General features: G+C 41.8%; 11 protein-coding genes. 1 reads left to right on the top strand and 10 read right to left on the bottom strand.

From position 1 onward, the window contains the following. Positions 1–22: 22 nt before the first annotated feature. The 10 genes from era to leuB form a co-directional block, all read right to left on the bottom strand. Positions 23–934, bottom strand: a complete 912-nt coding sequence (gene era / locus DWY37_RS02590) for a GTPase Era (RefSeq protein WP_118541515.1) — start codon at positions 932–934, stop codon at positions 23–25. 45 nt (positions 935–979) lie between these two features. Further along, the gene (locus tag DWY37_RS02595; RefSeq protein ID WP_330417528.1) at positions 980–3,898 is read right to left on the bottom strand and encodes an insulinase family protein; all 2,919 of its coding nucleotides are present in this window, start codon (positions 3,896–3,898) and stop codon (positions 980–982) included. Positions 3,899–4,049: 151 nt separating this feature from the next. Further along, positions 4,050–4,250, bottom strand: coding sequence for a cold shock domain-containing protein (locus DWY37_RS02600; RefSeq protein ID WP_022243044.1), 201 nt, complete (start codon positions 4,248–4,250; stop codon positions 4,050–4,052). 120 nt (positions 4,251–4,370) lie between these two features. Further along, on the bottom strand, positions 4,371–5,282 hold the full coding sequence (locus tag DWY37_RS02605) for a mechanosensitive ion channel family protein (RefSeq protein WP_118056771.1): 912 nt from the start codon (positions 5,280–5,282) through the stop codon (positions 4,371–4,373). Positions 5,283–5,313: 31 nt separating this feature from the next. Further along, on the bottom strand, positions 5,314–6,552 hold the full coding sequence (locus tag DWY37_RS02610; RefSeq protein WP_118541519.1) for a DUF1015 domain-containing protein: 1,239 nt from the start codon (positions 6,550–6,552) through the stop codon (positions 5,314–5,316). A gap of 120 nt (positions 6,553–6,672) precedes the next feature. Then, complete coding sequence (locus tag DWY37_RS02615; protein ID WP_117697045.1) at positions 6,673–7,836, bottom strand: phosphoglycerate dehydrogenase; 1,164 nt, start codon at positions 7,834–7,836, stop codon at positions 6,673–6,675. Further along, positions 7,836–8,918: a 3-phosphoserine/phosphohydroxythreonine transaminase gene (gene serC / locus DWY37_RS02620; protein WP_117697043.1), complete on the bottom strand. Its 1,083-nt coding sequence runs from the start codon at positions 8,916–8,918 to the stop codon at positions 7,836–7,838. The genes DWY37_RS02615 and serC overlap by 1 nt, the downstream gene beginning before the upstream one ends. Before the next feature lie 52 nt (positions 8,919–8,970). Further along, positions 8,971–10,644 (bottom strand): biosynthetic-type acetolactate synthase large subunit, encoded by a 1,674-nt coding sequence (gene ilvB, locus DWY37_RS02625; RefSeq protein WP_117697205.1) that lies wholly within the window; start codon positions 10,642–10,644, stop codon positions 8,971–8,973. Between the two features lie 58 nt (positions 10,645–10,702). After that, positions 10,703–12,385, bottom strand: coding sequence for a dihydroxy-acid dehydratase (ilvD, locus tag DWY37_RS02630; protein WP_117697041.1), 1,683 nt, complete (start codon positions 12,383–12,385; stop codon positions 10,703–10,705). A 50-nt stretch (positions 12,386–12,435) separates the two neighbouring features. Next, on the bottom strand, positions 12,436–13,536 hold the full coding sequence (gene leuB / locus DWY37_RS02635) for a 3-isopropylmalate dehydrogenase (protein WP_022243051.1): 1,101 nt from the start codon (positions 13,534–13,536) through the stop codon (positions 12,436–12,438). A gap of 449 nt (positions 13,537–13,985) precedes the next feature. Between leuB and DWY37_RS02640 the strand changes: the two genes are divergently transcribed. Next, positions 13,986–14,327 carry a phenylpyruvate tautomerase MIF-related protein gene (locus DWY37_RS02640; protein WP_117697038.1) on the top strand — a complete coding sequence of 114 codons (342 nt, stop codon included), beginning with the start codon at positions 13,986–13,988 and terminating at the stop codon, positions 14,325–14,327. Positions 14,328–14,345: the final 18 nt, after the last annotated feature.

The following is a 14,345-nucleotide window of genomic DNA, read 5'->3' on the forward strand; positions in this document are numbered from 1 at the left end:
CTTAAGATAATACTGTCAATATTTAGAATTCCTCTTCCCGGTATCCGAAGTTCTTAATCATATAATCGCTGTCACGCCAGTCTTTTTTCACCTTTACCCAGAGCTTTAAATTAACCTTGGCATCTAAGAGGCGCTCAATCTCATATCTGGCATTGGTACCAATCTTCTTTAACATGGCTCCCTGCTTGCCGATAATAATTCCCTTGTGGGAATCCCGCTCACAGATAATCGTGGCATCAATATCAAACATTTTCTTACCTTTGCGTTTCTTCATCTGGTCAATAGAAACGGCAATTCCATGAGGAATTTCTTCATTTAAGGCATGTAAGGCTTTTTCACGAATCAGCTCTGCCACAATCTGACGCTCCGGCTGGTCGGTAATGGTATCTTCATCATAAAACATCGGACCATACGGCAGATATTTAAAAATCAAATCAATGATAACATCCGTATTTTCTCCCCGCAGTGCAGATGCCGGTACGATTTCCGCAAAGTCATAGACTTTACGATAAGTGTCAATGTACTCAAGCATCTTATCCTTGTTATCCAAGGTATCTAATTTATTGATAACCAGAATAACCGGTGTCTTTACAGTTTTTAACTTTTCAATAATATGCTGCTCTCCTGCGCCGATAAAATCACTCGGTTCCACCAGCCATAAAATGACATCCACTTCATTCAATGTGTGTTCTGCCACATTTACCATAAATTCGCCCAGCTTATTCTTTGCCTTATGGATACCAGGTGTATCCACAAAAATAATCTGTCCTCTGTTTTCATCCGTATAAATAGTCTGGATACGGTTTCTGGTAGTCTGCGGTTTATTGGATGTAATTGCAATCTTCTGTCCAATCAGATGATTCATCAAGGTGGACTTTCCTACATTCGGCCGTCCAATCAGTGTTACAAAGCCTGATTTAAAATTTTCCGTCATACTTACTCCTTCTTATGTATGCTGCGGGACTATTACCCACAGCTTTTAATAAAGATTCTTTACTTCTAAGAACATATCTTTTTCTGCTTCTACATTTTCCTCTGCACCGATGACACACAAGGCATCCTGTGCGAGTACTGCTTCAATAAGCACTGCGAGATTTTTGATATTTTCCGGCTGTGCATCTAAAACTTCATTTCTCTCACGCTGTAATTCCTCATAAGAAATATTGGTAAGATAAGCACTTACGGAACGCATGCCCTTGGCAGCCGGATTCAACGGGGTATCCATATCACTTACCGTTCCTATGATATATTTTGTCATATCACGTTCATCTGCATCAAAGGCTCTTAAATATGCCGGGATACCTTCGTAAATCTCATTGGTGCTCTTAAGGTTCGGGTCACGGTAAGAAGTGAAATATGCATCTCCATTCCGCATAAATCCGCTCATGCAACCATATGCACCACCCTTTACCCGGACATTAATCCAAAGGTAATCATAGCTTAAAATTACTTTTAAGATACGAAGTGCTCCGGTATAGGAATATCCTTTCGATAAATAATTTCCGGCTCTGGATACATACTGTACTTTGGATGCATCTAAGAAACCTTCATTCTTTTTCTCACAATGGAAGGTAACTGCTTCTCCCTCTTTTGCTCCATCCGGTAAAACAGTTAAGAACTGCGGGAATTTTTCTTCTAACAGCTGATATCCTTCTGCGTCTGCCGTCAGGGAAATCAACAGTCTGTTCTTTACAAATATTTTCTCTGTAAGGCTTCTTAATTTATCCATTAAGAACTGCTTCTTTTCTTCAAAATGTTCTTCTAATTCTGCAATCGTCCGGTACAGTGCAATTCCGCCAAGCAGGTCATTGAATCGGGCTACCGGTGAGAAATAAGACATTGCCCGCATGGCAGATACGGAATGTCCGGCAGAGCTTAAGGACATCTGCAGTCTCGATTTGATACGCGCTAAAATCTCATAGAGACGTTTTTCATCTGTAATCTGTGTGCCCATCAGAATCTCAGAAAGAAGTCTAAGCCCCTCTTCTAAATTCTGATAAAGAATCTTGGAACGTACTTCGTATTTTGCATGGAAACTGTCTTTTTTCTTAGTATCCGCATAAATATTAATCTGGGAAGAGATACCGCCGGTCATAAGATTAATCTCATTTGCTAAGTCTGCATAGTTATAATGCTCTGTATCCATATAACCAAGTACAGCTTTTAACACCCCAAGGTATGGCAGTTCTTCTTCTGTAATATCACTGATATCAAACATCAGATTCAGATAATGAATGCCATTGGAATAAATGTTGGTATGAATGGTTTCGATGCCATTGCAGCTTACCTTTTCATATACCAGCGGCTGTGCTTCACGCTTCATGTCCTGCCGTTTTAACATCGGAATCTTCATCAGGTCTTCCTTTGGTGACGGCTCTTCCTGATACAGTTTTAAATGTTTTGTATCCTCTACTAACTTATCAATCTCTTCTTCTGATAAGCCATTCTTATAAGCTGCCAGTTTCTCTTCTAATTCTTTTTCCAGCCTGGCATTTAAGCCTTTTTCCGGTTCAATGGATACATAGGACTTATGGCTGTTATCCAAAAGATATTTCTGAATCAGTTCTTCAAAATATCCTGTTTCAATCTTTTCCTTTAATGCTGCAAATACGTCTAATATTTTAAGATATAAGAATGGTTCGTCATCATCATAAAGCCAGCTGTCCATACAGGATAATCCATAAATTAATCCCTTCGGGAAATTGCCGTAATCTGCTTCACGGAATTTGAATTCTTCACTGTTGATTCCTGCTAACAGGGATTTTCTATTGAGACCGTCTTTGACGATTTTCTTTAAAGTATCTTCGATAATTCCTACAAACTTCTCTTCGTCTTCTTTATTGGCATTCTTTGCCACCACAGAAAAAATTGGCTGTAAGGTGCTGTTATCAAATCCGCCCATGATATCTTTTCCGATTCCTGCATCAATAAGTGCCTGCTTCAACGGTGCTCCCGGTGCACTTAATAGTGCATAATCCAAGACATCAAATGCCAGAGTCAGTTCACTCTCAAGATTCGTTCCGATTGCCACATTATAGGAAAGATATGCATTATCCTCTAAGCTTTCGGAAGATGCAATGGAATATGGCTTGCTGATGGTTACCGGCTTTTCAAAAGGAGCCTGCAGCTGAATTGCGGAATCTACTTCGATTTTATCATAATGGCTTAAATATTCTTTGTCGAGAAATTCCAGTTTTTCGTCCATATCCATATTTCCATAAAGGTAAATATAAGAATTACATGGATGATAGAATTTCCGGTGGAAATCAAGGTACTGCTCATAAGTAAGCTCCGGAATTACTTCCGGGTCACCGCCGGACTCATTGCTGTATGTGGTATCCGGGAACAGGGAATTTAATACTACACGGTCTAAGACACCCTCCGGAGAAGAAAATGCGCCCTTCATCTCATTGTATACCACTCCATTGATGGTAACCGGTGCATCTTTATCCTCTAATTCATAGTGCCAGCCTTCCTGTTTGAAGATTTCTTCTTTCTTATAGATATTCGGATGGAACACAGCGTCTAAGTATACATCCATCAGATTAGCAAAATCTTTATCATTGCAGCTTGCCACCGGATAAACGGTCTTGTCCGGGTAAGTCATGGCATTTAAGAATGTATTTAGAGAGCCCTTCACCAGTTCCACAAACGGGTCCTTCACCGGGAACTTGTCTGAACCGCACAATACCGTATGCTCAATGATATGTGGTACGCCGGTGCTGTCCTCTACCGGAGTACGGAATCCAATATAAAAGACCTTATTTTCATCATCATTGGAAATAAGGCTGATTTTAGCTCCACTCTTTTTATGTCGAAGCAGATATCCCTTTGCATGGATGTCTGTCAGATTTTCTTCTTTGATTAATTCATATGCTGTTAACGCTGCTAAATTCAAATGTTTTATCCTCCATGTTCTCATAATCTGACTCACAGTCTTTATCAGTATAACACATTTTTTTTACATTTACACCTGATAAACCTAAAAACAGGAAGACGGATATCCATCTTCCTGCTCTGCGCTTATTTCATATTCAACTCTATACGAATTAACCTAAGCGAACTACGTTAGCTGCCTGAGGTCCTTTTTCTCCTTCTACTACCTCAAATTCAACTGCTTCTCCATCTTTAAGCTCTTTGAATCCATCCATATTTAATGCGGAGAAATGAACGAATACATCATTTCCTTCTGCATCTGAGATAAATCCATAACCCTTCTTTGCGTTAAACCATTTTACAGTTCCCTGCATTTCTTTTTCCTCCTAATACACAATAAATCTAAAAAGTTGCACAAAATTGTGCACGACTACATGGCTAACAGTAGCATATTTTCCAATATTTGTCAAACTTTTTCACTTTTTTGCCCGATTTTATACCGGATTCTTTACGTTGACATCAAGCTGCGGGAACGGAATTTCGATTCCATTTTCATCCAGGGCATTTTTCATCTCCTCAGTCAGTGCCCAGCGGATATCCCAGTATAAATCAGTCGGCACCCACACTCTTGCACCAATGGTAACACTGCTGTCTCCCAATTCCGATACAAAGACCTGCACCGCCTCGTCCTTAAGCCGGCGTTCTTCGGAAAGAAGCAACTGCTCTATCACAGCCTTCGTCTTCTTTAAATCCGCCGAATAGGACACCCCTACTTCCAGGTCAATCCTGCGTTTCTCACTGTAGGTTACATTGGTAAGGCTGCTGTTGGCTAAGATTCCATTTGGAATTACGATAATCTTATTGTCAACACTCTTTAACTTGGTGTAGAAAATCGAAATCTCTGTTACCGTTCCTTCGTTGCCATGGCTGTCTTCTACAATATAATCCCCCACTTTAAACGGTTTTAACATCAGTATTAATACGCCGCCGGCAAAGTTGGATAAGCTTCCCTGCAGTGCCAGGCCTACCGTCAGTCCTGCAGAACCTGCAATTGCCATTACAGATGTGGTTGCAATTCCAAAAAGCGAAAGAATGATTACAATCAAGAAGAAATATCCAATACACTTGACCAGTGCATCCATAAACTGTTTTACACCCTTGTCAGCATCCTTTTTATCCAGCCATTTCCGGACGAGTTTCCGGAAAAGCTTGATTAACTTTACGCCAATGGCATATACCACGCAGGCAATCACCACCTGAAAGAGAAACGCCAGTAAATCCGGCACCAGCCCCTCCAGGTAAGTACGTACCACGCCCGGTTTCTTCATCTGTTCAATAGCATCGCTGACTTCTTCCGCTGTAATGCCCTCTGTGCTGGCTTCTAATGCGGTCAGATAAAATCCCATTTTAATATCCTCCAGTTATTTATGAAAGTTATTATGAAAGTGCATGAATAAATAATCCACTGCGAAGTTTTGGCTCAAACCAGGTAGATTTCGGCGGCATCAGTCTTCCGGCATCTGCTACTGCAAACAACTCTCCGATGCTGGTCGGATACATGGCAAATGCCACTTTACAGTCACTATGTACTCTGCGCTCCAATTCCTCCAGTCCACGGATTCCACCTACGAAATCAATCCGCTTATCGGTCTTCGGGTCTTCAATGCCAAGTACCGGATGCAGTAACACATTCTGTAAAATTGATACGTCCAGCCCATCTACCGGGTCACTGCTTAAATCCGCTTCTTTCATCCGGCAGGCATACCAGTTATCCCCAAGGTACATGCTGAAACTTCCTTTTTCAGCCGGATGAACCGCTTCCTTCTGTGGTGCTCCCACTTCAAACAGGTCGTTCATCTTTCCAAGGAATTCCTCTTCTGTCATTCCATTTAAGTCTTTTACCACACGGTTATAATCCATAATCATAAGCTGGTCATCCGGGAATAATACGGATAAGAAATAGTTAAATTTCTCAGTTCCGTCATAATCCGGATGCTCTGCTCTCCGCATCAGTCCTACCTTTACTGCGGATGCTGCACGATGATGACCGTCTGCGATATAAATTTCTTTTATCTTTGCAAATGCTTCCTCGATAGCCGCAATATCTTCTGCCTCTGCAATTCTGTATACACGATGTCCGATTCCATCCTCTGCCACAAAATCATAAAGAGGTGCTGTCTTCTTTACCTTCTCTACCACTGCATTGATGACATCATTGGAACGGTATGCTAAGAAAATCGGTCCGGTCTGTGCATCACAGATATTTACATGGTTGATTCTGTCCTGCTCTTTATCTGCTCTGGTATTCTCATGTTTTTTAATGACCTGATTCTGATAATCATCAATCGAAGCACAGGCTGTAATACCGGTCTGCACCCTTCCGTCCATGGTCAGTTCATAAATATAATAGCACGGTTTCTCTTCTTTTACGAAATCACCTTCTGCTACCATATCCCAGAGCATGTCATGGGCTTTCTTATATACCTCCGGTGCATAAGTGTCTACGGAATCATCAAACTGTGTCTCGGCACGGTCAATGCGAAGAAAGCTTTTGTCATGTCCTTCTACCGCTTTCTTTGCTTCCTCTCTGTTATATACATCATACGGAAGTGCTGCAATCTCTGCCGCCTCATCCTCTCTTGGTCTGATACATAAAAATGGTCTGATATCTGCCATTGTTTTCTCCTTCCTGCGTAATTGCGAAAAACACGCTTTGTGAGTTTCCTGCGTAAGAGAAATGGACTGTCGCGGCGTAACCGGGCAGTCCATATATTATCTTTTTCTCACCTGCATTTATTATTTTACAATACGAACCTTTAATACACCATCTAAGGTCTGAAGTTTCTCTTCTACTTCTTTGGTAACAGGTGCATCTACATCAAGCAATGTACATGCATAATCGCCACGGCTCTTATTGGTCATATCAGAAATGTTGATATTTGCATCTCCTAAAATAGAAGTATAGCTGCTAATCATTCCCTTTACGTTACGGTGTAACAGTAACAGTCTTCCTGCACTCTTGCACTCGCCCATATTGCAGTCCGGATAGTTTACAGAATGTGTAATATTTCCATTCTCTAAGAAATCACGAATCTCTTTTACTGCCATTACTGCACAGTTATCTTCGGATTCTTCGGTAGAAGCTCCAATATGAGGAGTTACGATACAGCCTTTCTTTCCAACTGTGGTTGGATTTGGGAAGTCGCTGACATATTTTGCAATCTTTCCTTCCTCTAATGCTGCTACCATTGCCTCTTCATCAACCAGTAAGTCTCTTGCAAAGTTCAATACTACAGTGGTAGGTTTCATCATTGCAATTGCTTCTGCATTAATCATTTTCTTGGTAGAATCTAAAAGCGGAACATGAATTGTGATATAATCACAGTTCTTGTAAATTTCTTCTACAGCATTTACATGATTTACATTGCGGGATAAACTCCATGCAGCATTTACAGAAATGTATGGGTCATATCCGTATACTTCCATTCCAAGATGTGTTGCAGCATTTGCTACTTTAACACCGATGGCACCAAGTCCGATAACGCCAAGCTTCTTTCCTGCAATTTCGCTTCCGGCAAAGTTCTTCTTCTGTTTCTCAGCAAGTTTTGCAACATCTGCATTGCCTTCCTCGCCTTTTACCCATTCGATTCCACCGACTACGTCACGGGCTGCCAATAACATTCCTGCAAATACCAGTTCCTTTACACCATTTGCGTTTGCACCCGGTGTATTGAATACTACGATACCTGCTTCTGCACATTTATCCAATGGGATATTATTTACACCTGCACCGGCTCTTGCAACAACTTCCAAAGTCTTTGGAAGTTCCATATCATGCATTGCTGCACTTCTTACCAGGACTGCCTGTGCATCTTTGATATCTTCTACTTTGTTATATTCATCTGACAAAAGGTCTAAGCCTACACCAGCGATTGGATTTAAACATGTATAGTTAAACATTATGCGTTCTCCTCCTCAAACTTCTTCATAAATGCTACCAGCTTCTCAACACCCTCTTTTGGCATTGCATTGTAAATGCTGGCACGCATACCGCCAACGGTTCTGTGTCCCTTTAAGTTTACAAAACCGGCTTTGGTTGCTTCTTTGACGAATTTTGCATCTAAGTCAGCATCACCGGTAACGAATGGTACGTTCATAAGAGAACGGTCTTTTGGAACTACAGTTCCCTTGAATAACTTGCTCTGGTCTAAGAAATCATAAAGAATCTTAGCTTTCTCTTCGTTACGCTGTTTCATAACTTCAAGTCCGCCCATCTTCTTTAACCATTTGAATACTTTACCACAGATATAAATGCCGTAGCATGGTGGTGTATTGTAAAGAGAATCTGCATCTGCCTGAGTCTTGTATTTTAACATGGTAGGTGTTCCCGGAAGAACATCATCTGTAATTAAGTCTTCACGAATGATTACGATTACAACACCTGCAGGTCCAACGTTCTTCTGAACGCCGCCGTAGATTACTCCGTATTTGGTTACATCAACCGGTTCTGATAAGAAGCAGGAAGATACGTCTGCAACAAGTGTATGTCCTTTGGTATTTGGAAGTTCTTTGAACTTGGTTCCATAAATTGTATTGTTTTCACAGATATATACATAATCTGCATCTTCCGGAATATCCAGATCTGAACAATCCGGAATATAAGAGAAGGTCTTATCTGCTGAAGATGCTACTTCTACTGCATCCCCATACATTTTTGCTTCCTGGTAAGCTTTCTTAGCCCACTGTCCAGTTACAATGTATGCAGCTTTCTTATTTTTCATCAGGTTCATTGGAATTGCAGCAAACTGCTGGGAAGCTCCACCCTGTAAGAATAATACCTTGTAATTATCCGGGATATTCATTAAGTCTCTTAAATCAGCTTCTGCCTCTTTGATGATGTTGTCATATACTTTGGAACGATGACTCATCTCCATTACGGACATTCCACATCCTCTGTAGTCTAACATCTCATCTGCTGCTTCCTGTAAAACTTCTTCCGGTAATACTGCCGGACCTGCAGAAAAATTATATACTCTGCTCATTTTCTAATTCCTCCTCACTTCTTACACATATCTTTCTATATGTAATGGCTTATTATTTTAAATCTTCCTCGGTAAACACCTCAGATATAGCTGCCCCCGGTGCTACCATTGGCCACACCTTATCATCACTATCAATTATACAGTCTATAACAACTGGTGTACTACTTGCAAGTGCTTTTTTCAAAATATCGACAAATTCTGCCTGACTGGTTGCCCGATATCCCGTTGCTCCCATGGCTTCTGCCAGTTTTACAAAATCTACTCCATCGTCTAAAACAGTTGCAGAATAATGCTTCTCATAGAAAAGTGTCTGCCACTGTCTTACCATTCCAAGCACATGGTTATTAATGATAACTTCGATTAACGGAAGCTTCTGACGGACTGCTGTTGCAATCTCATTCATATTCATACGGAAACATCCGTCACCGGCAATATTGATAACCTGTTTATCCGGATTTGCTATCTGCGCACCGATTGCTGCCCCCAGTCCATAACCCATGGTTCCAAGTCCGCCGGATGTCAGAAGTGTTCTCGGCTGTTTGTATTTATAATACTGTGCTGCCCACATCTGATGCTGTCCGACCTCCGTTACCATGATAGCATCTCCGTTGGTCTGACGATAGATTTCTTCGATTACGAACGGACCGCTTAATCCTTCCGGATGATAGCTCAATGGATATTCTTTCTTGTATTCCATGATGTGCTCCATCCACTCTTTATGCTCCATCGGAGATAACATCGGATTGATTCTTGCAAGAATCTTCTTTAAATCACCAATCACGCTGTTTGTTACCATGATATTTTTATTAATCTCTGCCGCATCCACATCAAACTGTAAGATTTTTGCATGATGGGCAAATTTCTTAGCATTTCCAAGCACACGGTCTGAGAAACGGACACCTACTGCAATCAGAAGATCGCACTCGCTGACTCCAAGATTGGAAGTTTTGGTTCCATGCATTCCAAGCATTCCGGTATAACGTTCATCCGTTCCGTTAAATGCACCTTTTCCCATCAGGGTATCACAAACCGGTGCATCCACCTTATCCACAAATTCTCTCAATTCATCCGAACAGTCGGAAATTACGGCACCGCCGCCCACAAAGATATATGGTTTTTTCGCTTTCTGAATCAAAGCTGCTGCTTCTTCTAAGTCTTCCTCCCGGATGGTTTCTGTCACACGCAGTACCGGTTCAATACGCTGTGTTTTATACTCTGTCTTATTTGCAGTGACATCCTTTGGAATATCCACAAGAACAGGACCCGGTCTTCCTTTTTTTGCAATGCGGAATGCCCGGCGGATGGTATCTGCCAGATCATTGACATCTTTTACAATAAAGTTGTGCTTGGTAATTGGCATGGTAATTCCTGCAATATCAATTTCCTGGAAACTGTCTTTGCCAAGAAGCGGCACATTGACATTACAGGTAATTGCTACCATTGGAACAGAATCCATATATGCGGTTGCGATTCCGGTTACCAGATTAGTTGCACCCGGTCCGCTGGTGGCAAAGCACACACCAACTTTTCCGGTGCTTCTTGCATATCCGTCTGCCGCATGGGAAGCTCCCTGCTCATGGGAAGTTAAAATATGTTTTATTTCATTACTATGTTTATATAACTCATCATATACATTTAAAATTGCACCACCCGGATAACCAAATACCGTATCCACGCCCTGCTCTTTCAAACATTCTATTACGATTTCAGCACCTGTTAAGAGCATTGAAATTTCCTCTCTTTCCAACTTATCTTTCTGCTGTATATTTACAGATTACCGGTTCTTATTTTTCTTCCCCGGTACCTGGAATCTGTAAAATTGCACCGCGGTTTCCTGAAGTAACCATGGAAGCATAACGTGCCAGATATCCGGTTGTTACCTTCGGTTCTCTTGGCTGCCATTTTGCTTTACGGGCTGCCAGTTTTTCATCGGATACTGCAAGCTCTAACTTCATTTCCGGAATGTTAATCTTAATGATATCGCCTTCTTCTACCAATGCGATTGGTCCGCCTACGGCTGCTTCCGGTGAAACATGACCGATGGAAGCTCCACGGCTTGCGCCGGAGAAACGTCCGTCTGTAATCAATGCTACGGAAGAACCAAGTCCCATACCTGCGATTGCAGAAGTCGGATTTAACATCTCACGCATACCAGGGCCGCCTTTTGGTCCTTCGTAACGGATCACGACTACATCACCGGCAACAATTCTGCCACCCTTGATTGCTGCAATGGCATCTTCCTCACAGTCAAATACTCTTGCCGGTCCTTCATGAACCATCATCTCTTCTACGACTGCGGAACGTTTTACAACACCGCCGTCCGGAGCAAGATTTCCTTTTAATACGGCAAGACCACCGGTCTTACTATACGGATTATCCAGTGGACGGATAACTTCCGGATTCTTATTGACTGCATCTTTGATATTCTCGCCTACGGTCTTACCGGTTACGGTCATACAGTCTGTATGTAAAAGTCCTGCATCTGCTAATTCTTTCATGACAGCATAGACACCGCCGGCTTCATTTAAGTCTTCCATATAGGTCGGGCCTGCCGGTGCCAAATGGCAGAGGTTCGGAGTCTTCTCACTGATTGGATTTGCAAAGGAAATATCAAAATCAAATCCTACTTCATGTGCGATTGCAGGCAGGTGAAGCATACTGTTGGTAGAGCAGCCTAACGCCATATCTACGGTCAGTGCATTTAAAATAGCATCCTTTGTCATAATATCTCTTGGACGGATATCTTTCCGATACATATCCATAACTGCCATTCCGGCATGTTTTGCTAATTTGATACGCTCGGAATATACGGCAGGAATGGTTCCGTTTCCACGTAAGCCCATACCAAGTGCCTCGGTCAGACAGTTCATGGAGTTTGCGGTATACATACCGGAACAGGAACCACAGGTCGGACATACTTTCTCTTCGTATTCCCTTACTTCTTCCTCTGTCATTGTACCTGCTGCATAGGAGCCTACTGCCTCAAACATGGAAGATAAGCTTCTCTTACGTCCCTTTACATGACCTGCTAACATCGGACCACCGGAAACAAATACGGTAGGTACATTAATTCTTGCTGCTGCCATCAGAAGTCCCGGTACGTTCTTATCACAGTTTGGCACCATAACCAGTGCATCAAACTGATGGGCTAATGCCATACACTCTGTGGAATCTGCAATTAAGTCTCTTGTTACCAGGGAATATTTCATTCCGATATGTCCCATGGCAATTCCATCACAAACTGCGATAGCAGGGAATACAACCGGTACTCCACCTGCTTCTGCAACACCTAATTTTACAGCGTTTACAATTTTATCCAGATTCATATGGCCCGGTACAATTTCATTATAAGAACTTACGATACCAACCATTGGTTTCTTCATTTCTTCTTCGGTAAATCCCAAAGCGTTAAAAAGACTTCTGTGCGGAGCCTGCTGCATTCCGGCTTTTACATTATCACTCTTCATCTTCGTTCTTCCTCTCTTTTTTATTGTTCTGTCTGAAAATTTCTTATCTCTTACAGATTCTCTACGATTAAGTCACCCATTCTGGCTGTTCCTACCTGGGTTACGGTTGCTTTCTTTGCTTCTTCCTGTGGCATAATGTCAATGGTACGATAGCCTGCCTTTAATACCTTCTTTACGGCATTTTCAATGGCATCTGCTTCTTTATCGAGATCAAAGGAATATCTTAACATCATGGCTGCACTTAAAATGGTTGCAATTGGGTTTGCAATTCCTTTTCCTGCGATATCCGGTGCAGAACCGCCGCTTGGCTCATAAAGACCGAATTTCGTATCATTTAAGCTTGCAGAGGATAGCATTCCGATGGAACCGGTTACCATACTTGCTTCATCCGATAAAATATCTCCAAACATATTCTCAGTTAAAATTACATCGAACTGCTTCGGGTCTTTTACCAACTGCATGGCACAGTTATCTACCAGCATATGCTCATATGTTACTTCCGGATAATCCTTTGCTACTTCTTCTACAATCTTTCTCCAGAGTCTGGAGGAATCCAGTACGTTTGCCTTATCCACGCTGGTCACTTTCCTGCGGCGTTTCATGGCAATGTCAAATCCGCGTTTTGCAATTCTGCGGATTTCATTTTCGTTATATGTCAAAGTATCGGTTGCCGTCATCACACCGTCCACTTCTTCTGTCTTTCTCTCTCCGAAATAAAGTCCGCCGGTCAGCTCACGCATAATCATCATATCAAATCCGTCTCCGATGATGTCATCACGCAGTGGGCATGCTTCCTTTAATTCTTCATAAAGATATGCTGGTCTTAAGTTAGCAAAAAGGTTCAATGCCTTTCTTAATTTTAAAAGACCTGCCTCCGGGCGAAGGGATGGCTCTAATTTGTACCAAGGGGATGTTGCTGTATTTCCTCCGATGGAACCCATCAGAACTGCATCTGCCGCTTTTGCATGCGCAATGGCATCATCGGTCAGCGGTACACCGGTTGCATCGATAGAACAACCGCCCATCAGTATCTCGTCATATGTAAAGGTGTGTCCAAACTTTGCTCCGATGGCATCTAACACCTTTCTTGCTTCGCTTACAATCTCCGGTCCGATTCCGTCACCGGCAATTACTCCAACATTATAATTCATGGGTAAATCCTTCTTTCTTTTCCTATTGCATGCATCCCAATTTCATAACTACTGATTATGGTAATGCTCATTATCCTATATCATAGCTTATTTATCCGAAGAATTCAATAAATTTTACCATTATAGTTTCTCATAGTATTTATAATCTGTGGTTATATTCTATTCTTTTGGTATGATTTGTTGTTATTATACAAATCTTTTTCTTGTCAGAATGGGATTGGTACAGTAGACTTGAGGTAGGTATTTTATAGGAGATGAGAAAGGTTCTATGATTCATCAGATATGGATGCGAGGCAAAACGGTAAGGGGCAGCAGGCATTTCTACCGCAATACTAATACCGTACGGCAACCGGTGCAGATTCACATCCATGTTCTGATGAATCATAGCTTTTTCACTCTCACCTATATAACGAGCCAATTAACTTATCCATTCGTAAGGAGGACTAACAATGCCATTTATTAACATGAAAACTACTGCTACTTTAGATATTGCCAAAAAAGATACCCTGTCCAAAGCACTCTGCACCATTACCAGAGACTGCATTGGCAAAGGCGAGAACTGGGTTATGACCGGGTTCGAGGGTAATGCTTCTCTTTGTTTTTTAGGGAGCACCAAAGATATTGCTTATGTAGAAGTGAAATGCTACGGCTATCCGACTAAGCCACAGATGAATCTTATGACAAGAAAAGTCTGCTCTCTCTTAGAAACTGAACTTGGTATTCCGAAGAAGCGAATCTACGTTGCTTACTTCCCGACCGAGGACTGGGGATGGAATGACAGTAATTTCTAGGGGATTAGAAAAGGGATT

It is taken from the genome of Roseburia sp. AF25-13LB, assembly GCF_003478915.1.
GTDB classification, from domain to species: Bacteria; Bacillota; Clostridia; order Lachnospirales; family Lachnospiraceae; genus Roseburia_C; species Roseburia_C amylophila.